Here is a 26,330-nt window from a genome sequence, read left to right as displayed (position 1 = left end):
CATGACCACCGCCCTGATCGCCGAAGACGAACCGATCCTCGCCGCCACCCTGGCGGCCGCGCTGCAACGCCTGTGGCCGGAGCTCGACATCGTCGCCACGTGCCCGCATGGTGTCGCCGCGCTGGAGCAGGCGCTGGCGCGCCGGCCCGACGTGCTGTTCCTCGACATCAAAATGCCCGGCAAGACGGGCCTCGAAGTGGCCGAGGAACTGGCCGAACAATGGGACGATGCGCGGCCTTTCCCGCAAGTCGTTTTTGTTACAGCGTACGACGAATTCGCGGTGCAGGCGTTCGATAACGCGGCCGCCGACTATGTGCTGAAACCCGTCAGCGACGAACGGCTCGGCCGCACGGTGCAGCGGCTGCGCCAGCGCCTGTCCGCACAGCAGCCGGCGGGCGGCATGGATGCGCTGGTGGCGCAACTGCGCGCACTGGCACTGCCCGCGCAACCGCCTGCCGAGCGCCTGACCGTGATCCGCGCCGCGGTCGGCAACCAGGTCAGGATGATTCCGATCGCCGACGTGATTTATTTCGAAGCGGTCGACAAATACGTCAACGTCGTCACCGCCGATGGCGAGGCGCTGATCCGTACGAGCCTGAAGGACTTGCTGCCGCAGCTGGACGACAAGCTGTTCTGGCAGGTGCACCGCGGCACGATCGTCAACTCGACGTGCGTGCTGTCGGCGGTGCGCGACGAGGCGGGCAAGCTGTCGCTGAACGTGAAGCACCGGCCGGAGAAGCTGCGCGTGAGTCCCGTGTACGCGCAGCTGTTCCGCCAGATGTGATCAAAACGCGCGTTCCAGCGTGACGAGTCCCACGCTGGCCGCATGCCCCGGCACGATCTGCCCGTAACGGCGCCAGCTGGCCGAGACCAGCCAGGCGCCGTTCTTCCATGAACCGGCCACGGTGAAGACGGTGCCGGCCGCGCGCCGCAGCACGTCCGCCGCGATCTCCACATCGTCGATCTTCTGGGCGGCCCGCAGCAGCACATTGCCCTGCTGGGCCGCCGGCGCCGTGCGGTCGAGCCATGCTTCGCCCAGCAGCGAAAAGCGGCTCTCGGTGGTCCACGTGAAGCCGGCCAGCGCCTTGCCGCCACCGCCGGCCTCGCGCCAGCGCATGCCGTCCCACGTGGCGTGCCGCGCTTGCGCGAGCAGCGACGCATGCACCTCCGTGCCTTCATCGAGCACTTGCGACAGCGAAGCCCCCGCTTCGATGCCGCTGCGCCGCGAGACGCGCAGCACGGCGTATTCGTCGCGCGCGCCGCGCTGGCGGTACAGCCGCACCGCCAGCGCCTCGTCGTCGCGCGGCTGGTCCGCCAGGCCGCGGCCGGGATTGGACCACACGACGGTGACGGCGCGCTCCGCATCGGCCGCCTCCCAGGCCAGCATCGGCACGCCTTCCAGCGTGCCGGGATACAGCGCGCGCCGGTCTTCCTGCTGGACGACGTCGAGGGGCCGGAACGCGTAGCCGACGTCCCAGCTCATCACCTTCTTGCCCACCGTCGCGTAGCCGCCCGCGAGCGGCCGCTCCAGCGCCAGCTCGAACACGCGCAGCCGCGTGCCGCCCGCCTCGTGCCGCAGGCCGACGGTGCCGCGGGCGATCGTTTCGGCGGCGATGCCGGCCTGCCCGCGCAGGTCGACGGCTTGCGCGGGGCGCGCGCCATCCAGCCCCGGCAGGGCGCTGTGCCACGTCTCGACCTGCGCCCGCGCGACGCCGTCCAGCGCCGCCCCGGCCGCGCAGGGCAGGGCGGCCGCCAGCGCGGCGGCGATGGCGATCCGCCTCATGGCGCCACGTCGCCGCGGTTCAGCGTCATCGGGTTGAACAGTGCGTCGGCCAGCGGCCGCGGCGTCGACGATATCGTCGTCACGACCGTGTGGCGCGCCGTCTGCACCGCGTCCGTCAGCGTCATGCGCTGGACGATCGTGCGGAAGCCGACCTGCCCGAGTTCGTACCGAGCCTCTTTCAGCTTGCGGTTCGACGCTGCGTACAGGTCGGCGTGCACGGGCCGGTAATCGGCCTTCGCCACGTGCAGCACCACGCGCTGGTAGCTTTGGCCCTTGCGCAGCGCGGCCAGGTCCAGCTCCACGCACGGCACGCCGTCGATGTCGACGTCGCGGCCGACGGTGCCGGCGTAGTCGCCCGACCACGTCATCGTCGCGATGTCGCCGGTGGCCGCGTCGCCCAGCAGTTTTTGCAGTGGCGTGATGCGGATCGGGCGCGCGCTGCCGGGCATCAGCATCCAGAAGTCGTCGCCGGACATCAGCACCTTCTGGCCCGCCTCGCCCGGGGAGCGGAACAGGACGAGCGACTTGCCGTCCGGGCGCGCCAGCACTGTATAACGCTTTTCGCGGTCGGGCCGGCCGTCCTTGAAGGTCTGGACCAGCGTTTCGATCTGCGTCGCGCCGCCGGGCATGCGGAAGCTGTCGGCCTTTTTCAGGATCTCGGCGACATCGGCCGCGTGGGCGGAGCCGGCGATCAACAACAGGAGCGGGAGTCGTTTAAACATGGGCGAGTGCCTCCGTAACGGGACGATGGGCGGCGGCGCGGCTGACGCACAGCGCGGCCAGCGCGGCAAGCAGGGTGACGGCCATCATTGCCACGGCATACGCCTGCGGCGCGATCGTGACGGCCAGTGGATAGCCGCTGGTGCGGCCGGGTGGGGGCGGCATCTGGATGCCGAGGGCCAGCAGTGCGGCACCGATGCCGGCGGCTATCAACGCGCCGGCCAGCGCGCCGGCGGCGCCAAGCGCCATGCCTTCGAGCGCGAACAGCCGCATCACTTCGCCCGGCGTGGTGCCGAGCGCGCGCAATGCGCCGATTTCCCTGGTACGCTCGACAACGGCCATCGCCAGCGTGTTGGCGATCGCCCCCAGCACGACGACAAGCATGATCGCGCCGAGGAAGCCGAAGATGCGGTCGTACAGGCCGCGCACGCTGCGGTACACCTGCGCCAGGTCCTGCCAGTCGCGCACGTCCAGGCGGCCGGCGTAGCGCAGGCGCAGGTCGGCCGCGGTGGCGGCGGACGCATCGAGGTCGTCGAGATACACGGCCAGCGTGCTGACCTTGTCCGTGGCCAGCAAGCCTTGCGCAGTGGCGAGGTCGACCATCGCCAGGCGCTTGTCCATCTCGTCGATGCCGCTGCTGACGATGCCCGTCACCGTGACGTCCAGTGCATTGAGGCTGCCGCTGGTCGTCGTCGACAGCAGCGTCAGCGCCGTGCCCGGATGGGCCCCGAGGCTGCGCGCCAGGATGCGGCCCAGCACGATGTCCGGGCGGGCGGCATCCGCTTCGAGCAGCGTGCCGGCATCGACGCGGATGAACGGGCCGCGCACGGCGAATTCCTGGGCCGGATCGACACCGGTGCCGACAAAGATCTCGCTCTTGTCACCGTTGCTGACCAGGCCCGTGAACTGCAGCCGCGGCAGCACGCGGCGCACACCGGGGCGTGCCAGCAGTTGGCGCGCCAGCGCGGCGCTGCCCACCAGCCCATGCTGCAGCGGCACGTCCTCGGTGCCGGCGAACCAATGCGGCGCCGCCAGGACCACGTGGCCCGTGTCGCGCGCGCTGATCTCGGCCAGCGACTGGTAGGTGTAGCTGGCGAAGCCGGCACCCAGCAATGCGGCGGCGGTGCCGGTGGCCGCGATGCCGAGCGTGACGAAGGAACGGCGCCGGTTGCGCAGCGTGTTCTTCAGCGCCATCGCCACCCACGTGAAATCAAGCCGCATGATGGCCTCCCGCCAGCAGGCCGTCGTCGAGCATCAGCGCGCGGTCGCAGTGGGGCAGCACGCGCTCGTCGTGCGTCGCGACGAGGAACGCCGTGCCCTGTTCGTGCGCCAGTTCACGCATCAGCGTCGTCACCTGGCCCGCCGTCACGGCGTCGAGGCTGGCCGTCGGCTCGTCGGCGATCACGAGGCGGGGCTGCTTGACGATCGCGCGGGCGATCGCCACCCGCTGGCGCTGGCCGCCGGACAGCTGATCCGGGCGGTGCTTGCCGAAGCCTGCCAGGCCTACCCGATCGAGCGCCGCGCCGACCCGCCGGCGGCGTTCCGCGGCCGGAAGGCCCAGCAGCGCCAGCGGGTAGTCGACGTTGTCGTGCGCGTTCATCACCGGCACCAGGTGGAAGCTCTGGAACACGAACCCCACGGCGCGGCGGCGCAGCAACGTGCGCTGCGCCTCGTCGTCGTCCGCCAGCAGCGTGCCGTCGAAGTACACGCTGCCGCGCTCGGCCCGGTCGAGCAGCCCGCAAATGTTCAGCAACGTGCTCTTGCCGCTGCCGGACGGCCCCGTGACGGCGACGATTTCGCCGGGCCACAGGCGCAGCCCGACGCCGCGCAGCGCGCGGATCGGGCTGGCACCCAGCATGTAGCTGCGATGCACGCCTTCCAGTGCCATCAGCGCGCCCGTCACAGTCCCAGCTCCTTGAGCCGCGCCTGCGCCCGCTCGCGCTGGGCCGGGGTGGCGGGCAGCGCGACGATCTTTTTCAGCCACGCCGCTTCGTCGGCGCCGCGGCGCTCGTTCCCGGCAACGCGCGCCGCGGCCGCGTACACGCTGGCGCGCGTCGATGCGCTGGCTTGCTCCAGCAGCGGCGAGTCGAGCGCTCCCTGCAAGGCGCGCTTGCCGGCCGCGCCGCGGTGCAGGAATTCCGGCAGCGCCAGCAGCGAGCTTGCCGCCACGGCGCGGGTCTCGATGCTTTCCGGGTTGCCGTCGGCGAGTGGCTTGTCGTGCTCGGGCCCGAGCAGCGCGACGGCCTTCTCGACCAGGTCGGCGCCCTGTTCGGCGTACTTCATCTTTTCCCAAGGCTGCTTGGCGTCGCGGCCCTTCAGCGCCAGCGCCGCGCCCTGGTAAGCCAGGTACACGGGGTGGCCGGGCTGTTCGGCCGCGAGCCGGGCGAACGATTCGATCGCGGCATCGCGCGCCGCCGTGTCGCCAGCGGTCGCGGCAAGGAACTGGCTGCGGGCTTGCGGCAGCGTGACGGCATCGGCGTGCGCCGCGCCGGCGGCCAGGGTGGCTGCCAGCAGCAGCGGTAGTGCAAGGTGTTTCATCGGTCTTCTCCTGTGGTGGAATGAGCACATGCTGCCGGCCGCCGGCGGCCCGTTCCACCCGGATGCGACGAAACCGGGTTTGCCGGCGGTGAAACCCCAGCTGGACGACGCGAGGGAAGGTTGACGGCACGCCGCAACGCTTGTAAGGTCCGTCGACCAGGAATCACGGAGATCCGATGAGACTCAGTTCAGTGCTTGCGTTGTCGTCCGCCTTGCTGGCAGGCGGTTGCGCGATGGTCCACGCCACCGAAGGGCCACAGCCGTTGCCGCCCGAACCGCCGATCGCCGCACCGCGCGACATGGCGTTCAACGGGACGATTCGGCTGCACGTGGATGCGACGGACACCGCGCACAAGATCTACACCGTGCGTGAATCGATCCCCGTTCAGCGGCCGGGCGACCTGGTACTGCTGTACCCGCAATGGGAAGCCGCGAGCCACGCCGACACCGGCATGGTCGCGCCGCTCGCCGGCCTCGTCGCCAGCGCCGGCGGCAAGCGGCTGGCGTGGCGCCGCGATGCCGCGGACGTGTTCGCGTTCCACGTCGCGGTGCCGCCCGGGACCAGTACGGTCGACGTGCAATTCCAGTACCTGTCCCCGATCGGCGCCGGCAAGACGATGGCGCCCGACGTGATGCTGGTGCCATGGAACCGCATGGTGCTGTACCCGGCGGGCTGGTTCATGCGCAATGTGATGGTGCAGCCGTCGCTGGCGCTGCCTGCGGGCTTCCGGACCGGCAGCGCGCTGGACGTGGCGCGCGAACAGGAAGGCCGCATCGAGTACCGCCCCGTATCGATGGAGGAGCTGGTCGATGCGCCCGTGCTGGCGGGCCGTCACCTGCGCCGGTACGCGCTGGACGCGGAAGGTTCCCGGCCCGTGTTCTTGCACGTGGCGGCGGACCGCGCGGACCAGCTGGAGATCACGCCTGCCCAGCTGGAACCTTACCGCGCGGCCGTCCGTCAAGCGCGCAAGCTGCTGCGCTCCGAGCATTACGACCGCTTCGATTTCCTTGCCACGGCGAGCGACGTGGTGGCCGGTTCCGGCGGGCTCGAACACCTCGAATCGGCCGAACTGAACGGTCCGCCCGACATGTTCACGAGCGCGGATGCGCGCCTGCTGACGGGCGACCTGTTCGCCCATGAATACGTGCACTCGTGGAACGGCAAATTCCGGGTGCCGGCGGACATGTGGACGCCCAACCTGAACTCCATCATGCGCGACAGCCTGCTGTGGGTCTATGAAGGGCAGACGCAGTTCTGGGGCAACGTCATCGCGGCACGCGCCGGCCTGCGCACGGCGCATCAGACGCGCGACGTGTTTGCCGCCGAGGCGGCGCTTGCGCAGGCGCGCATCGGCCGGCGCTGGAAATCGCTGCAGGAAAGCACCGCCGACCCGCGCTACATGGCGGGCAAGCCGGTCGCCTGGCGCGACTGGCAGCGCCGCGAGGATTACTACGGCGAGGGCATGCTGCTGTGGCTCGATGTCGACATGCGCCTGCGCGAGTTGACCGGCGAGCGCCGCGGCCTGGACGATTTCGCGGCCGCCTTCTTCGGCATGCGCGACGGCAGCCGCGCGCCGCTGACGTACACGTTCGCCGACGTGGCCGACACGTTGCGCCGCATCGCCCCGTATGACTGGGCCGGCTTCCTGCGCGAGCGCCTCGATGCGCACGACGACGCGCATCTGCTCGACGGCCTGGCGCGCGCCGGCTACCGGCTGGCATACACGAACGAGCCGACGGCCTATTTCCGGTTGCTGGAGGAGGACGGCGGCATTGCGGACTTCAGCTACGCCATCGGCCTGACAGTCACCAAGGCCGGTGTCGCGCGCGCCGTCGCATGGGAAGGGCCGGCGTTTCGCGCCGGGCTCGCACCGGGCGCGCAGATCACCGCCGTCAATGGCCAGCCATTCAGCGTGGCGGCGCTCGGCGCCGCGGTGGCCGCAACGGCGGGCTCCGCCGGAACACCGGTCGTGCTGACGTTCCGCCAGGATGGCGCCAGCACCACCGCGACGCTCGACTATCGCGGTGGCCTGCGCTACCCGGTACTCGAACGCGTTGCCGGCACGCCTGACCGTTTCGAAGCGCTGTTCCGGCCCCGCTGAGCGGTGTGCGCGCGAAACCCATGCGGCGTGCCAAAAAACAACAGTGGTGTTGTGAACTGCGTTTTGCGCCGCTATAATGCGGCCTCTTTTCCCTGATAGCTCAGTCGGTAGAGCGACGGACTGTTAATCCGCAGGTCCCTGGTTCGAGTCCAGGTCGGGGAGCCAGAACACCAAAAGCCGCGTTTCATACGCGGCTTTTTATTATCCGTCGCGATAACAAAAGTTCAGGTAGTTGGCAGTGCGACCATAAGAGGAGTTCGCACACGGCACCGCGCAACACCAGGCCGGGCGGGCATCCCACACAAGAGAACGGGAGACAGCGTTGTACACCTTTGCAGTATTTTTTCAAACCCAGGAAAGCAAATGATGAAACTGTCCAAGATGCATAAGCGTCTCCTCGCTCTTACGGCTGCGCTGCCAGTGGCCGCGCTGGCCCAGGAAGCCACCCAGGCAACCACCCCGGCCGCCACCGGCCAGCTCGAAACCGTGACCGTGACGGCCCAGCGCCGCGCCGAGAACATCCGCGAAGTGCCGGTCTCCGTCTCGACCCTGCAGAACGAGAAGCTGGACGTGATCCTGTCCGGCGGCCAGGACGTGCGCGTCCTCGCCGGCAAGACGCCGAGCCTGAACGTGGAATCGTCGACGGGCCGCGTGTTCCCGCGCTTCTACATCCGTGGCTACGGCAATGCCGACTTCTCGATCTTCGCGTCGCAGCCCGTGTCGCTGATCTATGACGACGTCGTGCAGGAGAACCCGATCCTGAAGGGCTACCCGATGTTCGACCTCGCGAACATCGAAGTGCTGCGCGGCCCGCAGGGCACGCTGTTCGGCCGTAACACCCCGGCCGGCGTGGTGAAGTTCGAATCCGCGAAGCCGAGCCTGAAAGGCGTCGAAGGTTACTACAACCTGTCGTACGCGACGCACGGCACGATCAATGCCGAAGGCGCGGCCAACATCCCGCTGTCGAACGAGTGGGCGATGCGCGTCTCGACGTTGCGCCAGCACCGCGACGACTACGTCAAGAACGCCTACACCAACAACAGCGCCGACACGCTGGACGGCTACAACGAACACGCCGAGCGCGTGCAGTTCCTGTACCAGCCGAACGGCACGTTCAACGCGCTGTTCAACGTTCACCAGCGCACCACCGAAGGCAGCTCGCGCCTGTTCCGTGCCAACATCATCCAGAAGGGCACGAACAACCTGGTGGACGGCTTCGACGCCGAGAAGATCTACACGAACGGCCAGAATTACCAGAACCTGACGACGCGCGGCGCCAACGTGCGCCTGTCGTGGGACCTGGGCGCCGTGAAGCTGTACTCGATCACCGGCTACGAGACGATCGCCGAGTACAACAGCCGCGGCGACATCGACGGCGGCAACCCGACCGGTCCTGGCGTGGTGCCGTTCCAGGTCGAGACGGCCTCCGTGCTGCCGGACCTGAAGCAGTACTCGCAGGAGTTCCGTGTCGAGTCGAAGAAAGCAGGCCCGCTGTCGTGGCAGGCCGGCGTGTACTACTTCGATGAAGACGCCACCGGCGGCAGCGACAACTTCAACGTCGCGGGCGCGCGCACCAGCCGCGTCGTCAGCAACCAGAAGAACAAGGCATGGGCGGCATTCGGCTCCGTGAACTATGCGGTGACCGATGCGCTGACCGTGCGCGGCGGCCTGCGCTACACGAACGACAAGAAGGACTTCCATACGATCGAAGCGACCGGCACGACGTTGCAGGGCCCGGCGACGATCGAGTCCGAAAAGCACAAGACCAACTGGGACCTGTCGGCCACGTACGCCATCAACCAGGACGTGTCGGCCTACGCCCGCGTGGCGACGGGCTTCCGCGCACCGTCGATCGGCGCACCGTCCGCCTCCGGCCCGGCCACGATCGCCGACGCCGAAACGATCACGTCGTATGAAGCCGGCATCAAGGCCGACCTGCTGAACCGCCGTGCCCGCGCGTCGCTGTCCGTGTACGACTACGACGTGAAGAACCAGCAGCTGACGGTCGTCGGCGGCAATTCGAACGTCACGGCGCTGATCAACGCAAACAAGACCAAGGGCCGCGGCATCGAAGCGGAAATCGAAGGCTTCGTGACGCCGGACTTCAAGGTCTCCGCCTCGACCAGCTACAACTACACGAAGATCCAGGATGCTTCGCTGTCCGTGAACAAGTGCGCACAGTGCACGGTGCTCGATCCGCTGAACGCCGCCGGCCGCGTCGTCATCGACGGCAACCCGCTGCCGCAGGCGCCGAAGTGGATCGTCAACCTGTCGGCCCGCTACAACTTCCCGCTGGCTGAAGGCAACCTGTTCGTGCTGACCGACTGGTCGTACCGCAGCAAGGTCAACTTCTTCCTGTACGAAGCCGCCGAATTCACCGGCAAGCCGCTGACGGAAGGCGGCCTGCGCGTCGGCTACAACTGGGCAGGCGGCAAGTACGAGATCGCCGCGTTCGGCCGCAACATCACCGACCAGCAGCGCATCACCGGTGCGATCGACTTCAACAACCTGACGGGCTTCATCAACGAGCCGCGGCAGTGGGGCGTGCAATTTAAAGGCACGTTCTAACGGTTGCGCGGGGCCTGGCAAGAGGCGTTTCATCTCCTCTTGCCAGCCGCGAATCAGGCCGCTATAATACGGCCTCTTTTCCCTGATAGCTCAGTCGGTAGAGCGACGGACTGTTAATCCGCAGGTCCCTGGTTCGAGTCCAGGTCGGGGAGCCAGAACATTGAAAAGCCCAGCCTCACGGTTGGGCTTTTTGCTTTGTACCGGGAGAATCGATGAGCAATGCGTGGATGAGCAATGCGATGCGCAAGTGGATGGTGACAGCGGTGTTGTGTGGCGCGGCATGGGCCGCGGCGGCGCAGCCGGTGCCGTGGCTGCTGGACTATGCAGGCAAGTCGACCAATGCGCTGATCTGGGACAAGCGCGCCCGCCCGCTGGTCAATGCGCACGTGCCGAAGGCGCTGGCGCGCGACGTCGTCGATGCGCTGGGCGGGCCGCCGGACCCGGTGATCGTCACCGACAAGCGCTACGTCAGCATGTCCGCCTGTGTCGCGCACGCATGCCCCGTGAAGGGCTTCTTCTGGATCGACACGGCGACCGGCGCGGCGCTGGGCGCGAACTACGACGACGGTGCGCTGCGCCTCGGGTCGAACGATTTCGCTGCCGATGCGGTGCCGGAGCCGGCCCTCAAGGCGCTGCGCGACTGGATCGCCGAAGAGCAGCTGCGCCCGGCCAGCGTCGAGTTCATCGACCGGCAGGGCAAGTCCAGCAAGGCGGACGTTGCAGCGTTCGCGCCGCCCGCGCGCTTCGTCCCGCCGGAAGGCGGCCCGTCGTTCGACTGCGCGCAAGCGGGCAATGCCATCGAGCGCGCCATCTGCGGCACGCCCGCGCTGGCGCTGGCGGACCTGGAACTGACCAAGCTGTACACCGAGATCCGCCACGGCCACGACACGCTGGCCGCGCGCGCCGAACTGCAGGCGCTGCAGCGCCAATGGCTGCGCGAGCGCGACAAGCAATGCCGTGCCGCGGCCGACCTGCCGGGCTGCCTGCTCGATCAATACCGCGCCCAGCACAAGCGGCTGATGAACTGGCTGCCTGGCCGCCACGCGTCGATCGAGCCCGTCGAGAACCTTCCTCAGACCCTTCACAAGGCTATTGGAATGGGCGACGAGGTCGGAATCGACGGGCTCTGCAAGGAACTCGCCCCGATGCTCGTCGCGTTGATGCACGGCAGCGGAAACGTCGCCAAGGCCGAAGGCGCATTGCGATCCGCGCAAGCAAAGATACAAGAGACCGCGAACGCGGTACCTTAATTTAAGGACCCTGCCGTCACAGGAACAGTCCGAAATGTATTCAGAGAGCGAACTCGACAAGTTGCATTTGGAGCTGATGATCCTCCGGCGCTGGAAGGTCATCCGTACCGATATGAAGTTTATCGGCAATCATCACAACGCGGTTGAGATGTTGCTTGCGCTTCGCATTGACGCCCTGCATTCGCATATCGATGAGGCCCTCGACGTCTGCGATCCAGACCTCGCGCAAGAGGTTTTCGAAGAGTTCGGAGCAGAGCGGTATGACTTCGAGCATAACTATCCGAGCATGCACAGATGCTCGATGCTGCTTTCCCTCTACAGCGTCCTTGAGTCGGCACTGGCGCAATACTGCCGGTACCTGAGCGAATGCCTTGACGTTCAAGGGCCCCCTCCAGCGCGAGGTAACATCCGCAAGTACAGGGACTATCTGGAGAAGACGGTTGGCGTGGACTTCTCCGCTGCCGAGATCTATTGGCGCGAACTTGACGCATTCCGCCAACTGAGGAATTCAATCGTCCATTCATCTGGCGACATAGGCAGCAATTCCCAACTGCACGAATACGTCGAAAGGAGCGTTCACATTTCGTTTCGAGATGCAGGGCTAGGGTACGTCCATGCGGACGGCTTTGGATTCGAGCTGAAAGCAACGTTCATTTCGCATGTTACAGCCACAATGAGCGCCTTCTTCGAGCGACTCACGGACGGCGCCCGCCCGCTGTTCCACTTGAGCGAGTCGGAAATCGAAACGGTCCTTGGACTCGATGACGTTGACTGAAGTGTAATTCCCTCATCGTCGAGACAAGGCATGTTGCTGCATAGAGTGCTATGCTTTCGATGCCCTCCTATACTCATTACGTTCTAACGATACTCAGCGGCTACAGAGCCCATTTTTACAATTTGTCTTACAATGCCCCGGAGCAAGCTATACGCATCGCCCGTTAAATGCAAGGCGTTCTGCGTGGCTATCGAAGGCAGGCCCCAGCCGACCTCTACACCTGGAGTAGCACAGCATGAATTTCCCCTTGGGGCACCGCCCCCTCGGAAAACGGCCAAACGTCCGAAAGGAGGTGGCGAGGATCAGGCGCAATCCTTTGGAGCCTTGGTTCGAACGCTTAGGACATGACTCGGACCCAATACTAAGCACCCACATTTCCCGCTACCGCGACGCGTATCAGCTTTACTTCCTGTCAACCCGACGCTTCCTCACAAACACCTCGGTCGTCGCGCGCTACATGAGCTCGGCCTACTACGCCAGGAAATGCCGTGTGGTTTACACCCCCAGCTGCGAGTTATAGCCGACAAGTACTCGGAGATAGCGCCGTATACCGAACTTGAGATTGTTAACTGCCTGATCCACGCGCGAATACTGCTAGACCGTTTGACTGCTTTGTCGAGTCGTTTCCTGACGGGCGGAAACCGGCCGAGTTTCAAATCGTTTAGCGACCATAAAAAGTTTTTCCTGAAACTTCGCGAGCCGTATGGTGAGCACGAGTCTCACGCGGATTACGTCCGACGCGGGACCTCTTGGTTCGAGATGCCGCTGAAAGAGGTGAGGGACAACTGCGCCGTCCATTCGGCGCCTAAACACATGCGGTTCGTGACATTGCTAACGACTTCGAAGTTGAACTGCTCATTCTCAGGGCTGAAGGAGTTCCCCCGGAAAAGCCGCTTGCCAAATCTACGCCAATCACCGTCAACGTCCTAAGGATGAGTCACGATATCGAAGGCTTCCTCGATTGGTACTGCTCCTACGCCATTGAAAAAGGGAGTAGGTAGGTTTCGGGATCCCGCCTGCCGCATCCCTCCCTGACCTAGGCTTCGAGCGTCCCGCTCGGAACGTCGGAGTCGAGCCATTTAAGGTCGGCTTCCGGCCGCAGCCCGAGAAGGCTGCCGAATGCCATCGAAGAAATAGTCAAGAAGATATGTGTCAAAGTCTTGCAGTCCTCCTACTGCACGTTTCAAGCGACCCACCCCAATCGCATTTAGTTGATCTATTGCTGTATGGACCGAAATATTTCCGTCCTCAAAATTCAACAATCCTGCGGATTGGATCCTTCGGCTGATCATGCGGGGTAAGCCATATTCCTCAAGTTGGTACACAACAGGGGGGAGGAAGGCGAACGATACCTTAGCGAGAAATGGGGACACGTCATACCCCTTATTGCGTAGGATTGCCGCTTGAAGCGTATTTACGTCTGATAGCAGCGCTGCAAACTTAAATACTACGTTACGCTCGAGCTGAAAAAAAGCGTCAATGCCAATATCAATTCTATCAAGTTTCTGCAATAACTCGGGAATGGATAGCTTCCAATTTTGCGACAGGATCTTTATGAAATCAACAAAAACTCCATATGGCGCTTCCCATCCTCCCGGGGCGAAATTAATAACCTTTTACAAAAAGCGGTCCCAGTCTGCAGGGTTGTCAGAATTCAGGAATGATAGGCCATTCCAACTTGCTGGATCATTGCGAATATCCATTGCAATCTTCTTCAAAACTTCCGAGTTGGAAGATTGAAAGGCATTCGCAGCTAGGAGATCGTTAAATTTCGTTTCACCTAGGATGCGACTCATCTCATTCTTATAGTCTATTATCTTTTGTATTTGCTCTGACGTAAGGTCGGCCTCATGCTTTACCTCATCCAGCGTGCCAAGTAACTCATCTGGTAGGTCTAAATCTAATACGGTCTGCTCGTCCTTAGGCGGGCTCTCCAAGATAAAAACTCTTCCGATGAAGTGCTTAAACATTCGCCCGCTTCTCCCTATAATATTCTTGTAGGTAAAGTCTTTTAGATTTGATTTTCCGTTCTTGTTGCTCCAGATCACTACATTTTCTGCTGAGGTGTTGACGCCTTCGACTATTGAAGATGTTGAGATTATATTTTGCAAGCCAGACGGCTCTTCGAAAAGTTTGACTTGAATCTGACTTAGGGAGCGGTGCAGTCGTCCATTATGAATGCCTGTTCTGCGTTTGACTAGGCTCGTTAGGTTCCAGTTCGGATCATAATTAGCCGATAACCAATTGGAGAAGCTATCGAGAAGCGGCGTGGACTCGGGCTGAATATTTGCTAAGATGAGGTTCGATATCTTTGAAATGTTGGAATAGGTGCCAGCGTAGATAAGCGTTTTATTGTCTGTTTCAGCCAGAATTTTGAGCAGTGCTTGACTCTTTTGCTCTTCGTTCGAAATTTGCCTGTAAAGTTCGTTCTTTTCCAAAAACACTGTGTTGAAATCGAACCTTCTGAACTGCATCCCTTTCGTAAACACGCCTTTTTTTAATTCCGAGATGTTTGGCGCAAGGAAGTACCGCTGCGCAGCCTTTTCGCTAAGCTGCATGATGGCCTTGATTAACGACGGAGCACGTTCTTTATCAAATTTCTTGCTTGCTTTATAGAATTCATCAATGATCAAAATGTCCAGGGCTGGGAGCTTGTCGACATATCCTATCGCTCTTTCTTGGGGGAAAATCAGGATATTCTTTTCGCCTAGTTGGACATCCGCAGTGGTAATGATTTTATAGGCATCAGAAAATTTCCTGTGTAATCTCCTACGAGTCTCATCTGCGAGAGCAATTGTGGGTACGATAATAACGACGTTCAGCGGTCGTTTGATGGCAATGAAGGAGTCTATAACGAAGCTCTTACCGAAGCTCGTCGGGGCACTTATCGCCAAGTTCTGGCCATCAAGCAATGAACGAAGAAGAGCGGATTGGTCCCGATGAAGAGTGGCAGGAACGTCGCCGCCAATGTCAACCTTGAACGCCTCGAAAAGATACCGGTCTTGCCAACCTGCATTCTCCAGCTTCATGTACGGGTACAGCCCTGTTTCCCTGATAAGATGATTAATTAGCGGATCATAGGGAATGTGTTCCTTTTCGCAGTGAGCGAGTACTTTTATCAGTTCATCTCTCGCGGTAGTTTCATTGCCACTGCGCAAGTGGTCGTTGACACTCTTGCACTTTGAGAAGATATTCGCGTTCATTCCTGGCCTTTGTAGTGTTCAACATTCGCAATAAACTTGCTCACGATAGCCTTCTTGTTGGGTACAGGCAGCAAAATGAGGTGGAAGGTGATGCTCGGATATTTCGCAATAGAGCTAAGTTTGGCGATCTGTTTCTTAAAGTATGCGTTGGCTCTATCTGTGTGGTATGAAATAACCTTTTCCCGGTACTCGTTGTCCAGGCTGCTACTAGAATTTGTGATTCCACACTCATGGATCAATAATATTGGGACGTGTAGCTTCCCCACAATTTTATCGATAGATTCATCGCTATCCAATGCAGCCTTTATTGATTTTAAGAGTGTCTTGTTTAGTACTAAGTCATCTAAATCGTTAACATTAGTTATAATGGCATTCTCTTTTTTTAACTTGCCGGTATCGATGGCATTCCGGATAGATGTTATAACTGAACCCAAGCGGGTATCGTCAATGCTGTTGTAGAATTTTGCCTCTCCGAACCAAAGAGAAAAGTCATCATTCGTGACCACGATATGGACACTGTCCGCCCCCTTCGCGTTATCCTGCGTATTTTGTTTGTAGAATATCTTTGGAACCACAGGGAGCGCTTTATAATAATGTTTCATCACGCCGTATAGAACAATTTCTGCGAGTTCGCTTCCTTCGCTGATATCATCCTCTTTATCAGTAAGTCGAAGATTCCTTGCTGCCGCGACGAGCGCACTGTGTGAACGGTCGACTAAGTTGGAGCGCTCTCTTTCAGTTAAAGCAGTTTGAGCGATGTTGTCCCATATGAAGCTATGAAAGCGTCCAGACCGCCATTTGCCATCCTCATATCCGTTCACTAGGCTGAGTAAACGTTTGCGTTGCACAGGAGCTAGGCTAGCGTCGTTGCAGATTTTCGAAAACATGTCGTCGAACAGAATTTCGAATTGAAAAGACATAGTGTCGATGCCTTGAGTAACCATTGGTCTCTGGACACTAACACAGCGATGCTGCTGAGAAAGTCACAATTTGTCACATCAGCCCCGCCCGGTACTTGGATCGTATCTTATACTGTATGTGCATCCAGTATAAAAATCAACGTTGTGTAAGTCGCGCAACACGTTAGTGGATGTTTGTGCGACTGGAGGTGTCATTACAGCGAGACCCAATTTGTCGTGTATCGTAGCGACATCTTCCGACCCAACGAGGCGACTTGGCACTGGACTACTCATGGGCGAATTTAGATCGTTAGCAAGCATGTGAAAAAGCCCGGCAGCGATGCCGGGCTTCGTGTATATGGGGGCCTCACGCCCGCTCGCCGGCCCTCGAACCGCCCAGCTCGCGCAAGATCGCCTGGTTGAACGCCGGCAGGTCGTCCGGTTTGCGGCTCGTGACAAGCTTGCCGTCGACGACCACCTGCTCGTCGGTCCATTCGGCGCCCGCGTTGCGCAGGTCCAGCTTCAGGCTGGGCCAGCTCGTGATGCGCTTGCCCTTGGCGAGATCGGCGTCGATCAACGTCCACGGGCCGTGGCAGATCGCGGCGATCGGCTTGTCTTCGCGGGCGAATTCCTTTATGAACGTGATCGCTTCCATCGACAGCCGCAGCTGATCGGGATTGGCCACGCCGCCCGGCAGCACGAGCGCGTCGAATTCCGCGGGGCGGGCATCGCGCACGTCCAGCTCCACTTCGAATTTCTGCGCCGGTTCCAGGTGATTGAACCCCTGCACCTGCTCGCCCTTGGCCTTCGGCGACACGAGCGTCACCTGGGCGCCGTGCTCCTCCAAAAATTTGCGCGGTTCCGTGTATTCGACCTGCTCCACGCCATCCGTCATCAGTACTGCGACCTTTTTGCCGTTGAGTGCTTTTGCCATGGTGTCCTCCTGTCGAAATCAAGGCCGAAAGCGTGCCACAATGCGCGCTCGCGCGATGTGCGCGCACGAACATAGGGAGGACACCGGTGACGGAATCGAGCGAGCTGTATCACGAATGGATCGCCGGCGAAGCGGTCGACGGCCATGCGCGCCCGGTGCTCGTGTTCCTGCACGAGGGCCTGGGCAGCGTATCGATGTGGAAGGATTTTCCGCGGCGGCTGTGCGCGGCGACAGGCTGCCCCGGCCTCGTGTACGACCGGCAGGGCTATGGCCGCTCGCCCGCGTTGACGCGCCGCCGCACGGTGCACTACCTGCACGACTACGCGCTTGCCGAACTGCCCGCCGTGCTGGCGGCGCTGCTGCCGGAACGCGACTACGTCCTGTTCGGGCATTCGGATGGCGGCAGCATCGCGCTGCTGCATGCTGCGGAGGCGCCGGCGCGGCTGCGCGGCATCGTCACGCTGGCGGCGCACGTGATGGTGGAGCAGGTGACCCTGGACGGCATCGCCGCCGCGGCTGCGGCATGGGAAGCCGGCAAGCTGGCCGGCCTGGCGCGCCATCATGGCGACAAGACGGCGGCGCTGTTCCATGCCTGGGCCGACACATGGCGCAGCCCCGGCTTCGCGCACTGGCACATCGGCTACGCGCTGCCGTCGATCGCCTGCCCCGTGCTGGCGCTGCAGGGCAGGGATGACCAGTACGGCACGCCGGCGCAGCTGGACGCGATCGAGGCCGGCGTCCGCGGCGCGCGCACCGTGCTGCTGGACGACTGCGGTCATGCGCCGCACGTCGACCAGCCGGCGCGCGTGCTGGAACTGGCCGGCGCGTTCATCGCCGCGGCAAGCGCCTGAGCTACTGCGGCCGGCACGCGTCGTCGTCGGCGCGGCTGGAGCAGATGCGCAGCCGGCACAGGCGTCCTTCCTCACCGCCGACGCGCTGGCAGCGTTGCAGCAGGCTGGCAGTGCTGTCGGCCAGATGCGGTTCGACGACGTCGCCACCGCTGGCATGGGCGACGAGGGCCGTCAGCAGCGCCACATCGGTGTCCGGCGCGGCCGGCGCGCGCACGGTGCGCAGGGAGCGCGGTGGGCTGTCGCGGCGCACCTCCTTCGGTTGCGGCTTCGCTGCGGCCGGGCGTTCGCGCCGCATCACGACGGTGGCGACCGGCGTGGGCGCCAGTGCGGCGGCCACCACGGCGGAAGGTGCCGGCGCATCCTCGATGATCGCCGCTGCCGCCGCTGTCGCTTCGGCCGCGGGCGGCGCTTCCGGCGCGGCGGCGACGTGCGCCGGTTGCGGCACCGGCAGCGCCGCTTCGTGCGCAACGATGGGCGACGGGCCGCTGTAGATCCACCACGCCAGCAGTGCTCCCACCAGCACGCCGCTGCCGATCACCAGGGCCGGCCCGCGGCCGCTGGCCAGGCCGTCACCCCGGTGCGGGTGGATGCGGGTGGGCTGCCGGCCCTTCGCGTGTTCAAGGCTCGCCAGGATTCCCTTGCCAGGTTTTGACGCATCCAAGGTGTACCTCCAAAGCTTGATGTGGCGCTCGGCTGATGCCGAACGGAACGTTACGATGGGGCAACCCCATTCGCTCGCCAGTGTCGCGCGGGCCTCATGCCAATGTCTTGACGGAGCGCACCATGTTTCTCTTTTCGATGCTGCTGTTGTTCGTTGCCGCCTGCGTCGGCGGCTGGCTGCTGGTGTTCCCGGCCGGCCGCGACGCGCTGGCCGATGCGGTGCTGCGCATGGGGCGCGGCCTGGACCGGCGCTGGCGCGCGGCGAACCAACAAAGCGCACAGGGAGCGTCGTCGCTGTCGCGGCGCGGCCGGGCACTGCTGGCGGCGGCGCGCGGCGTGCTGGCGCGCCACCCGCTGCTGTCGGCCGCCTGCATCGCCTTCGTCATGCTGCCGCCGCTGGCCGCGTTGCTGCTGGCCGGGCGGCTACAGCTGCCGGGCGTCGCGGAGGACACTCACGCGGTCAACGAGCAGGTGGCGCTGCTGCTGCGCGGCGAGCGACTGGTGGCGCCGCCGGCGTTGCCGCCTGCCGTGTTCACGACAGCCGAGGTGACGTTGATCCGCCCGCAGCTGGCCGGCGCGAACCGCAACTGGGACTTGCTGGATGCCGACTTCACGCAGCGCCTGCTGCTCGTCTTCAAACTGATGCGTGAGCGCCACGGCTACGAGATGGTCTTGCTGGAAGGGTATCGGAGCCCGGAGCGGCAGAACGAGCTGGCGGACGCCGGCGGCCACGTGACGAACGCCCGGGCATTCCAGAGCTGGCACCAGTTCGGGCTGGCGGGCGACTGCGCGTTCCTGCGCGACGGCAAAGTCGTCATTTCGGAAAAGGACCCGTGGGCGATGCGCGGCTATGAACTGTATGGCCAGGTGGCCGAGGCGGCCGGGCTGACGTGGGGCGGGCGCTGGAGAATGATGGATTTCGGCCATGTGGAGCTGCGGACACGCCGCCGCTGAGGTTGCGCTTCGTCAACAAATTTCCTGGTGGATAGTGGCACCATCATCCGATCCCTCACATACGGGTGCCACATGATGCGAAGAATCTGGCTGTTCCTGACGGACTCCCGCCACCTCACGGTGATTGGCCTGCTGGCCATGGCGGGACTTTATTACCTCGGTGCCGAATTACTGGAGCTGGCGCTGATCTGGGCGATCGCGGCCACGGCGGCGACGCTGCTGCTCTGGTTGTTCTGCTGGTGGCTGCGGCGCTACCTGGCGGCGCGCCGCACGGCCCGGCTCGAAGCGGCGATCGAGGCGGACAGCGGCGCCGCGCCAACGGGCGCCGGCACGGCCGGCGGCGCCGACATCGATGCGCTGCGCGGCGACTTGCTGAAAGCGATCGACACGATCCGCAGCTCGAAGCTGGGCATCCGGAGCGGCAGCCGGGCATTGTACGAACTGCCGTGGTACATGATCATCGGGAACCCGGCCGCCGGCAAGAGCAGCGCCGTCACCAACTCTGGCCTGCAGTTCCCGATCGCCGACAACAAGGTCGTGCAGGGCGTCGGCGGCACCCGCAACTGCGACTGGTTCTTCACGACCGAGGGCATCGTGCTCGACACGGCCGGCCGCTATTCCGTCGACGACGAGCACAAGGGCGAATGGCACGGCTTCCTCGACTTGCTGAAGAAGCACCGGCCGCGCGCGCCGATCAACGGCATCATCATCGCCGTCAGCATCGCCGAGCTGCGCGGCGCCGACGCCGATGCCGGCATGCGCCTGGCGCGCAGCCTGCGCAAGCGCGTGCAGGACCTGATCGAACGGCTCGAGGTCTTCGCGCCCGTCTACGTGATGTTCACGAAGGCCGACCTGATCGCCGGCTTCGCCGACTTCTTCGCATGGTTCGAGCGTGGCGAGCGCGAACGGGCCTGGGGTGCCACGATGCCGTACCAGCGCAAGACCGGCACGCACGAGATCCTGGCGTTCTTCGACCAGGCGTTCGACGAGCTGCACGAAGGCCTGAAGGAAACCAGCGTGGCCAACATGACGCTGCAGCGGCGCGACCAACCGCCCGCCGGCGTGTTCACGTTCCCGCTCGAATTCGCATCGCTGCGCGTGCCGCTGCGCGCCTTCCTCGCCACGCTGTTCGAGGAAAACCCGTTCCAGTTCAAGCCACTGTTCCGCGGCTTCTACTTCACCAGCGCGCTGCAGGAAGGCGTGCCGGAAAGCGCCCAGTCGCGCAGTGTGGCGGGCCGCTTCAAGTTGAGCCTGACGGCGGCGGCGGCGCCGCAGGACAGCCTGCGCCAGACCGGCTACTTCCTGCTCGAACTGTTCCGCAAGGTGATCTTCGAGGACCGCAACCTCGTGTCGCAATACGCCAGCCGCAGCAAGCTGCAGCTGAAGTACGGCGCGTTCGTCGCCGCGGCCGTGCTGCTGGGCGTCGCGCTGGCCGGCTGGAGCTGGTCCTACCTCGGCAACCGCGCGCTGGTGGCGACGGTGCGGCAAGACCTCGACAACGTCGTCAAGCTGCAGGACCGCCGCCTCGACCTGCAATCGCGGCTGGACGCGCTCGACGTGCTGCAAAAGCGCATCGAGCAGCTGGACCAGTACCGGCGCGACAAGCCGTGGGCGCTGAGCCTGGGGCTGTACCAGGGCGAGCTGCTGGAGCGCAAGCTGCGCGAGGAATACTTTGGCGGCGTGCGCGAAGTGATGGTCAAGCCCGTGACGGCCAACCTGGAAGCGCTGCTGTACGAGATGAATGCGAACGCCGACCAGTTGGCAATACCGGCGGCCGGCGCGCAGCCGGCGCAGGCACCCGCGACGCGCGCGTATGCCGATGCGTCGCCGACCAACGTCGAGGATGCGTACAACGCGCTGAAGACGTACCTGATGCTGGCCGACCCCGTGCACGCGGAGCCCGGCCATCTGAACGACCAGCTGACGCGCTTCTGGCGCGGCTGGCTGGAAGCGAACCGCGGCGCGATGCCGCGCGAGCAGATGATCCGCAGCGCGGAGCGGCTGATGACGTTCTACCTCGGCCAGTGCCAGGATCCGTCCTGGCCGCGCATCGAACAGAAGCTGGCGCTGGTGGACACGGCGCGCGAGAACCTGCGCCGCGTGGTGCGCGGCATGCCGGCGCGCGACCGCGTGTACGCCGAGATCCGCGCGCGCGCCGCCACCCGCTATCCGGCGATGACGGTGGGCCGCATCGTCGGCGAGCAGGACGCCGCACTGGTGCAGGGCAGCCACGCGGTGGCCGGCACCTTCACCCGCGAAGCGTGGGACGGCTACGTGGCCGCCGCGATCCGCGAGGCGTCGGCGAAGGAGCTGCAAAGCACCGACTGGGTGCTGAAGACGGCCAGCCGCGACGACCTGACGCTGGAGGGCAGCCCGGAGCAGATCCAGAAGAACCTGGTCGCCATGTACAAGGCCGACTACACGCGCGAATGGCAGAAGTTCGTGCAGGGCATCGCGATCGCCGACATGAACGGCTTCAACGGCGCTGTCGCGGCGATGAACCGGCTGGGCGATCCGCAGGCGTCGCCGATCGCGAAGATCCTCACCACCATCAACGCGCAGACGGCGTGGGACAATCCCGGCGCGCTGAACGCGCAGATGAAGGAGGCGCGCGCCGGCTTCGTCAACTGGATCAAGATGCACGTGCTGCGGCGCGCGCCGTCGCCCGTCGGTGGCAGCGTGAACGTCAACATCCAGCTGGACGGCGGCGGCTTCAGTGGTGGCCCCGACAAGGCGATGGGGCCGATCGGCCGCGAGTTCGCGCCCATTGCCCGCATCGTCGGCACGAACGAGAAGGATGCCTCGCTGCTGCGCTCCTATCTCGACACGCTGTCGCGCCTGCGCAGACGCCTGAACCAGCTGAAGAACCAGGGCGATCCGGGCCCCGGCGCCAAGCAGTTCATGCAGCAGACGCTGGAGGGCAGCGGCTCCGAACTGGCCGACGCGCTGCGCTTCGTCGACGAGCAGATGCTGAACGGGATCAGCGACACGCAGAAGCAGGCCGTGCGGCCGCTGCTGGTGCGCCCGCTGATGCAGACGTTCGCCGTCATCGTCAAACCGGCCGAGGCGGAGATCAACAAGACGTGGCTGGCGCAGGTGTACGAGCCGTTCAGCCGCACGCTGGCGAACAAGTACCCGTTCGCCGAATCCGCCCGCATCGAGGCCACGCAGGCGGAGATCGCGCAGTTCTTCGGGCCGGACGGCCTGGTGGCGAAGTTCGTCACCACGTCGATGGGCCCATTGGTTGTGCGGCGTGGCGACGTGCTCGCGCCGCGCACGTGGGCCGACATGGGCATCACGCTGCAGCCGCAGGCGGTGGGCCGCTTCCCCGCGTGGATCGCGGCGGCCGGGGCAGGGGGCGTGCAACCGTCGACGGCGCAGACGATGTTCCAGCTGCTGCCGAACCCCGCGCCCGGCACCACCGAATTCACCGTGGAGATCGACGGCCAGCAGATGCGCTACCGGAACACGCCGCCGCAGTGGTACAGCATGGTGCATCCGGCTACGCAGGGCGCGCCCGGCGCGCGCATCACGGCCGTCACGTTCGACGGCCGCACCGTCGAACTGTTCAACGAGCCCGGCGAGTTCGGCCTGAAGCGGATGATCGACGCGGCGCAGAAGCAGCGCAAGGAAGGCGGCGTGCACGAGCTGCGCTGGAGCGCCGGCGGCGTCAGCGTCGCCGTCGACCTGCGCATCACGAGCAGCGCGGCCGTCACCAGCCAGTCCGCGTCGCCCACTCCCGGATACGGCGGCATGCAGCTGCCCGAAACCATCGTCGGCGCCGCGGCGCCGCTGCAGACATCGACGACACCCCCAGCGCCCGCGACCGCGGGAGGAGCCCTGTGATGACCACGTTCCAAATCGGCTATTTCGGCAAGCTGCCGGCCCGTTCCGACTTCGTCAAGGGCGGCGCGCAGCATGAACTCACCGGCCTGCTCGACGAATGGCTGGCCGGCATGATGAACCAGCTGACGACCAATCCCCGCTGGAAGCAGCACTACGATGCGGCGCAGCCGCTGCACTTCGCGTTCGTCGGCCCGCAGAGCCGCGTGGCGGTGGCCGGCCATCTCGCCGCCAGCAACGATCAATCGGGCCGGCGCTTCCCGTTCATCGCCGTCGGCACGCTGGACGTGCCCCAGCCGGACACCTTCATCGCCGTCAGCCCCCTCGCGCTCACGCCGCTGTGGCTGCGCCTGGGCGCACTGGCGGACGACGCACTGAACGCGCCGGAACCGGCGGCGCCGCTGCAGGCGCTGGGCCGCGCGGTGCTCGATGCCGATGCCGGCTGCGACGGTCATGCGGCCGCGCTAGAGCGCTTCGCCGCCGCCACCGACATGGCGGCATTGGAAGCGCTGCTGGCGCAGGGCGGCCGGCGCTACTGCGTGCGCGGCATCGTGCTCGGCATCGGCCTGCTGCTGCAGCCGTTCCAGTGGACCGGCAGCACGCGACTGGACCGCAGCCTCGTGCTGCCGCTGCCGCGCGACGAGCATGCGCGCGCCCAGGTCGCCGCGTTCTGGCTGGCGCTGATCGCACCGTTCCTGGACCGGCTGGAGATCGAGCTGGCCCTGTTCGTGGCGGAGATCGACGGCCAGACGATGCTCGTGGTCGGCTTTTCCGGCGCCACCCCGGCCGCGCTGCACGCGATTATCGATCCCGAAACGGCCGGCGCGCAGCTGATCGCGTTCGACGAGACGGCGTGGGTCGACGACATGATCATCAACGACCACGCGGCGCAGCGGCTGTCCGCCTGCCTGGCGCAGGACGGCCTGTCGCTGGCCGGCGCCCGCGCGATGTTCAACGAGACCTTTGCCTGAGCGGAGACGACGATGCAAACCAAACCCATGGGGATGCTGTTGCTGGTGTGCGCTGCCGCCGGCGCCGCCGCGCAGGTGCCGGCACCGGTGACGCCGATGCCGGGCCAGGTGCTCGTCAGCGGCACCGTGCCGGACGAGGCCAGCAAGGCGGCGATGCTGGCGCGCGTGCGCGAGCTGTATGGCTTCGATCGCGTTGTCGACCAGATCGCGATCGGCAACGTGGTGCTGCCGCCGAACTGGAACGGCTACGTGCAGAAGCTGATCAACGGGAACCTGAAGCTGATCAGCAAGGGCCAGCTGAAGGTCGACGGCAACGCCGTGACGGTGCAGGGCGAAGTGGCCAACGAGGCGCAGCGGCAGCAGATCGCCAGCGATATCGCGTCCAGCCTGAACCCCACCTACGTCGTCAAGAACGCGCTGCGCGTCAGCGCCGCGGAGCAGAACCTGCTCGATGCGGCACTGGCCAGGCGCATCATTGAGTTCGAAAGCGGGCAGGCGCTGATCCGGCCGTCCGGCATGCAGATCCTGGACGAGATGGCAGCCGCGCTGTTGAAGGTGAAGGGCAAGAAGGTCGAGGTGATCGGCCATACGGACAACACCGGCCTGCGCGAGAGCAACCTGGCGCTGTCGCTGGCGCGCGCCGAAGCGGTGCGCACCTACCTGGCCGGCAAGGCGATCGATCCGGCGATGATCACCGTGTCCGGCCAGGGCCCGGACCGGCCCGTTGCCGACAATGCGACGGCGGACGGGCGCGCCCGCAACCGCCGCATCGAGTTCCGCGTCGCGGACTGACGAAGGGAGCCACTAAGGCAGCGTCACCGTCAGGCTGGCCGGCCGCGGCGCCAGCTTGACGAGGTCGTGGTAAGCGGCCAGCTCCACTTGCGCATCGCGGTTCAGCGAGGCGCGCAATCCCGTGAACATCGCCATGCCGGCCAGCGCGAACACGGCGCAGACGGCCCACAGCGGCACGTTGCTGCGCAATTTGTTGACGACCTGGTCGGGCCGCCCCGCACGCGGCGCGAAGCCGGCGCTCTTGCCCTTGATGTGGGCGATCTCGTCGCCCAGGCGCGCCGTCATGTAGGCCAGCTTGTCGCTGCTGTCGAGCGCGTACTTGCCGCGGAAGCCCAGCAGCAGGCACATATGGAACACCTGCAGCGCCTGCAGCCGCGTGCCGCCCTTGCCGCGCAGTTCGTCGAGCCGGTCGAAGAAGTGTTCGCCGGCCAGCTGGTCGCCGAACAGCGCGAGCTGCAGCGGCCGGCGCTCCCACGCGTCGCGGATCGGGAACGGCGAGCCGAGGATGATCTCGTCCAGCGCCGCGCAGTAGGCGTACTTGGCGGCGTCGATGTCGTCGCCTTCGGCGCGCAGCTTGCGGGCTTCGCGCTCGAATTCGCCGAGGAACGCGCCGACCCGGTCCATGAACTCGTCCTCGCCCGGCGGCGCCGAGCCGGTCTTCAGCAGGAACAGCAGGTGGAAGCCTTCGTGCATCAGGTCCAGCAGCGAATGGACGCGCGAACCGTCGGACGTGACGGGGCGCGCGCCGAACAGCGACGGCGCGCCGCGGCGTTCGATCTGGGGCGTCATGGCGCCACCTTGCTGCGGCGGTCGGGCGGGCATTGCGGTAGGTGCGGTATGGACGTCATCGGGTTCTCCTCGTGTCAGTGATCAGGCGCAGCGTGCCGGCGGCCGGGCCAGCTGCTGCTGGCGGGCCGCGGCACCCTGGCCCACGGTCAGCGCGCAGGCATGCACGCCCAGCGTGATGCCGGCCTTTTCCGCCTCGCCGGCGGGGAAGGCGGCGCGCCAGCGCTGGCCGTTCGGGTTGCGGAACAGCGCGACGACGCCGATGTAGCCCGCCTCGCGGCTGACCTTCTCGGCGACCTCGTAGCGCTGGCCGGGAATCAGCAGCACTTCCTTCACGTCCAGCAGGTCGGTGCCGAGCCGCTCGCGCTCCGTGTGCGCGTTCGTGAAGGTCTCGTATGCCACGCGTTCGAACGCGTCGGCCTGGCGCAGCGTGTAGATGCGCGCGACGATGGACAACGGCGGTCCCGCGTCGCCGCTGTTGAGCGTTGCCGCCGCGTGCAGCCGGATGTTCACGTTGCGCGGCGGCTTTTGCGCGTCCGGAAGTTCCGGCGGCCTCCGGATCCCGGCGACCTGCAGTACGGCGCCCGCCAGCGAAACGCCGGTGCCGCAGCCGCACAGCGCGGCGCCGATGGCGATGATTGGGATGGCGGTGATCTTGATACGTGCGATGCGCTTCATCGGTGCTCCTCCGTTCAGCCGGT

21 protein-coding genes and 2 tRNA genes are annotated in these 26,330 nt (G+C 64.8%); 12 read left to right on the top strand and 11 right to left on the bottom strand.

From position 1 onward, the window contains the following. Position 1: 1 nt before the first annotated feature. Positions 2-784, top strand: a complete 783-nt coding sequence (locus tag IP92_RS26680; RefSeq protein WP_145881045.1) for a LytR/AlgR family response regulator transcription factor — start codon at positions 2-4, stop codon at positions 782-784. Here the strand turns inward: IP92_RS26680 and IP92_RS26675 are convergent, their stop codons facing one another. Genes IP92_RS26675 through IP92_RS26655 form a run of 5 tightly spaced genes read right to left on the bottom strand, consistent with a single transcriptional unit; the run spans position 785 to position 5,041 of the window. Continuing rightward, positions 785-1,783 carry a hypothetical protein gene (locus tag IP92_RS26675; protein ID WP_145881043.1) on the bottom strand — a complete coding sequence of 333 codons (999 nt, stop codon included), beginning with the start codon at positions 1,781-1,783 and terminating at the stop codon, positions 785-787. Further along, the gene (locus tag IP92_RS26670; RefSeq protein WP_145881041.1) at positions 1,780-2,505 is read right to left on the bottom strand and encodes an outer membrane lipoprotein-sorting protein; all 726 of its coding nucleotides are present in this window, start codon (positions 2,503-2,505) and stop codon (positions 1,780-1,782) included. Before IP92_RS26670 ends, IP92_RS26675 begins: the two co-directional genes overlap by 4 nt. Next, on the bottom strand, positions 2,498-3,724 hold the full coding sequence (locus IP92_RS26665) for an ABC transporter permease (protein WP_145881039.1): 1,227 nt from the start codon (positions 3,722-3,724) through the stop codon (positions 2,498-2,500). Before IP92_RS26665 ends, IP92_RS26670 begins: the two co-directional genes overlap by 8 nt. Then, positions 3,714-4,406 (bottom strand): ABC transporter ATP-binding protein, encoded by a 693-nt coding sequence (locus tag IP92_RS26660; RefSeq protein WP_229418986.1) that lies wholly within the window; start codon positions 4,404-4,406, stop codon positions 3,714-3,716. The genes IP92_RS26665 and IP92_RS26660 overlap by 11 nt, the downstream gene beginning before the upstream one ends. Next, positions 4,403-5,041 (bottom strand): hypothetical protein, encoded by a 639-nt coding sequence (locus tag IP92_RS26655; RefSeq protein ID WP_145881037.1) that lies wholly within the window; start codon positions 5,039-5,041, stop codon positions 4,403-4,405. The genes IP92_RS26660 and IP92_RS26655 overlap by 4 nt, the downstream gene beginning before the upstream one ends. Before the next feature lie 176 nt (positions 5,042-5,217). Here IP92_RS26655 and IP92_RS26650 point away from each other — a divergent pair, with 176 nt between their 5' ends. The 6 genes from IP92_RS26650 (at position 5,218) to IP92_RS26625 (ending at position 11,736) form a co-directional block, all read left to right on the top strand. After that, on the top strand, positions 5,218-7,143 hold the full coding sequence (locus tag IP92_RS26650; protein ID WP_145881035.1) for a M61 family metallopeptidase: 1,926 nt from the start codon (positions 5,218-5,220) through the stop codon (positions 7,141-7,143). Between the two features lie 89 nt (positions 7,144-7,232). Continuing rightward, positions 7,233-7,308 (top strand) — tRNA-Asn (locus tag IP92_RS26645). A gap of 198 nt (positions 7,309-7,506) precedes the next feature. After that, entirely contained in the window at positions 7,507-9,711 is a 2,205-nt protein-coding gene (locus IP92_RS26640) for a TonB-dependent receptor (protein WP_145881033.1), read from the top strand. A 79-nt stretch (positions 9,712-9,790) separates the two neighbouring features. Beyond that, positions 9,791-9,866, top strand: a tRNA-Asn gene (locus IP92_RS26635). A gap of 57 nt (positions 9,867-9,923) precedes the next feature. After that, a complete protein-coding gene (locus IP92_RS26630) occupies positions 9,924-10,961 on the top strand; it encodes a lysozyme inhibitor LprI family protein (RefSeq protein WP_229418985.1) in 1,038 nt (345 codons plus the stop codon). 67 nt (positions 10,962-11,028) lie between these two features. Then, entirely contained in the window at positions 11,029-11,736 is a 708-nt protein-coding gene (locus IP92_RS26625; protein WP_158206698.1) for a hypothetical protein, read from the top strand. A gap of 1,616 nt (positions 11,737-13,352) precedes the next feature. Here the strand turns inward: IP92_RS26625 and IP92_RS26620 are convergent. The 3 genes from IP92_RS26620 to IP92_RS26610 form a co-directional block, all read right to left on the bottom strand. Continuing rightward, positions 13,353-14,939, bottom strand: a complete 1,587-nt coding sequence (locus IP92_RS26620) for a DEAD/DEAH box helicase (protein WP_199271915.1) — start codon at positions 14,937-14,939, stop codon at positions 13,353-13,355. Next, positions 14,936-15,883 (bottom strand): HamA C-terminal domain-containing protein, encoded by a 948-nt coding sequence (locus IP92_RS26615; protein WP_199271914.1) that lies wholly within the window; start codon positions 15,881-15,883, stop codon positions 14,936-14,938. Before IP92_RS26615 ends, IP92_RS26620 begins: the two co-directional genes overlap by 4 nt. A gap of 322 nt (positions 15,884-16,205) precedes the next feature. Next, positions 16,206-16,772 (bottom strand): type 1 glutamine amidotransferase domain-containing protein, encoded by a 567-nt coding sequence (locus tag IP92_RS26610; protein ID WP_145881029.1) that lies wholly within the window; start codon positions 16,770-16,772, stop codon positions 16,206-16,208. Between the two features lie 86 nt (positions 16,773-16,858). Between IP92_RS26610 and IP92_RS26605 the strand changes: the two genes are divergently transcribed. Continuing rightward, positions 16,859-17,623, top strand: a complete 765-nt coding sequence (locus tag IP92_RS26605) for an alpha/beta fold hydrolase (RefSeq protein ID WP_229418984.1) — start codon at positions 16,859-16,861, stop codon at positions 17,621-17,623. Between the two features lies 1 nt (position 17,624). Here the strand turns inward: IP92_RS26605 and IP92_RS26600 are convergent, their stop codons facing one another. Continuing rightward, positions 17,625-18,284 carry a hypothetical protein gene (locus IP92_RS26600; protein ID WP_145881027.1) on the bottom strand — a complete coding sequence of 220 codons (660 nt, stop codon included), beginning with the start codon at positions 18,282-18,284 and terminating at the stop codon, positions 17,625-17,627. A 122-nt stretch (positions 18,285-18,406) separates the two neighbouring features. On the opposite strand from IP92_RS26600, the gene IP92_RS26595 reads away from it, so the two are divergent. The 4 genes from IP92_RS26595 to IP92_RS26580 all read left to right on the top strand — a co-directional run bounded on the left by IP92_RS26595 (position 18,407) and on the right by IP92_RS26580 (position 24,843). After that, on the top strand, positions 18,407-19,237 hold the full coding sequence (locus tag IP92_RS26595) for a M15 family metallopeptidase (RefSeq protein WP_199271913.1): 831 nt from the start codon (positions 18,407-18,409) through the stop codon (positions 19,235-19,237). Positions 19,238-19,312: 75 nt separating this feature from the next. Further along, positions 19,313-23,083, top strand: a complete 3,771-nt coding sequence (tssM, locus tag IP92_RS26590) for a type VI secretion system membrane subunit TssM (protein ID WP_145881141.1) — start codon at positions 19,313-19,315, stop codon at positions 23,081-23,083. Continuing rightward, positions 23,083-24,051 carry a type VI secretion system-associated protein TagF gene (gene tagF / locus IP92_RS26585; RefSeq protein WP_145881025.1) on the top strand — a complete coding sequence of 323 codons (969 nt, stop codon included), beginning with the start codon at positions 23,083-23,085 and terminating at the stop codon, positions 24,049-24,051. The genes tssM and tagF overlap by 1 nt, the downstream gene beginning before the upstream one ends. Before the next feature lie 12 nt (positions 24,052-24,063). Continuing rightward, positions 24,064-24,843 (top strand): OmpA family protein, encoded by a 780-nt coding sequence (locus IP92_RS26580; protein WP_145881023.1) that lies wholly within the window; start codon positions 24,064-24,066, stop codon positions 24,841-24,843. Between the two features lie 12 nt (positions 24,844-24,855). Here IP92_RS26580 and icmH read toward each other — a convergent pair whose 3' ends face one another. Both icmH and tssJ read right to left on the bottom strand, forming a co-directional pair. Next, positions 24,856-25,632 (bottom strand): type IVB secretion system protein IcmH/DotU, encoded by a 777-nt coding sequence (icmH, locus tag IP92_RS26575; protein WP_145881021.1) that lies wholly within the window; start codon positions 25,630-25,632, stop codon positions 24,856-24,858. Between the two features lie 81 nt (positions 25,633-25,713). After that, positions 25,714-26,307, bottom strand: a complete 594-nt coding sequence (tssJ, locus tag IP92_RS26570) for a type VI secretion system lipoprotein TssJ (protein ID WP_229418983.1) — start codon at positions 26,305-26,307, stop codon at positions 25,714-25,716. Positions 26,308-26,330: the final 23 nt, after the last annotated feature.

The sequence above is a fragment of the Pseudoduganella flava genome (assembly GCF_007830495.1).
Classification (GTDB): Bacteria; Pseudomonadota; Gammaproteobacteria; order Burkholderiales; family Burkholderiaceae_D; genus Rugamonas; species Rugamonas flava.
Note: the sequence above shows the minus strand (reverse complement) of the source record. Positions and strands in the feature narration are given on the sequence as shown.

Coding starts and splice junctions, on each gene's coding strand:
- IP92_RS26615 (WP_199271914.1), bottom strand. CDS start 15,883: ATGGTTACTCAAGGCATCGACACTATGTCTTTTCAATTCGAAATTCTG.
- IP92_RS26670 (WP_145881041.1), bottom strand. CDS start 2,505: ATGTTTAAACGACTCCCGCTCCTGTTGTTGATCGCCGGCTCCGCCCAC.
- IP92_RS26680 (WP_145881045.1), top strand. CDS start 2: ATGACCACCGCCCTGATCGCCGAAGACGAACCGATCCTCGCCGCCACC.
- IP92_RS26640 (WP_145881033.1), top strand. CDS start 7,507: ATGATGAAACTGTCCAAGATGCATAAGCGTCTCCTCGCTCTTACGGCT.
- IP92_RS26580 (WP_145881023.1), top strand. CDS start 24,064: ATGCAAACCAAACCCATGGGGATGCTGTTGCTGGTGTGCGCTGCCGCC.
- icmH (WP_145881021.1), bottom strand. CDS start 25,632: ATGACGCCCCAGATCGAACGCCGCGGCGCGCCGTCGCTGTTCGGCGCG.
- IP92_RS26620 (WP_199271915.1), bottom strand. CDS start 14,939: ATGAACGCGAATATCTTCTCAAAGTGCAAGAGTGTCAACGACCACTTG.
- tagF (WP_145881025.1), top strand. CDS start 23,083: ATGACCACGTTCCAAATCGGCTATTTCGGCAAGCTGCCGGCCCGTTCC.
- IP92_RS26650 (WP_145881035.1), top strand. CDS start 5,218: ATGAGACTCAGTTCAGTGCTTGCGTTGTCGTCCGCCTTGCTGGCAGGC.
- IP92_RS26610 (WP_145881029.1), bottom strand. CDS start 16,772: ATGGCAAAAGCACTCAACGGCAAAAAGGTCGCAGTACTGATGACGGAT.
- IP92_RS26630 (WP_229418985.1), top strand. CDS start 9,924: ATGAGCAATGCGTGGATGAGCAATGCGATGCGCAAGTGGATGGTGACA.
- tssM (WP_145881141.1), top strand. CDS start 19,313: ATGCGAAGAATCTGGCTGTTCCTGACGGACTCCCGCCACCTCACGGTG.
- IP92_RS26665 (WP_145881039.1), bottom strand. CDS start 3,724: ATGCGGCTTGATTTCACGTGGGTGGCGATGGCGCTGAAGAACACGCTG.
- tssJ (WP_229418983.1), bottom strand. CDS start 26,307: ATGAAGCGCATCGCACGTATCAAGATCACCGCCATCCCAATCATCGCC.
- IP92_RS26595 (WP_199271913.1), top strand. CDS start 18,407: ATGTTTCTCTTTTCGATGCTGCTGTTGTTCGTTGCCGCCTGCGTCGGC.
- IP92_RS26675 (WP_145881043.1), bottom strand. CDS start 1,783: ATGAGGCGGATCGCCATCGCCGCCGCGCTGGCGGCCGCCCTGCCCTGC.
- IP92_RS26655 (WP_145881037.1), bottom strand. CDS start 5,041: ATGAAACACCTTGCACTACCGCTGCTGCTGGCAGCCACCCTGGCCGCC.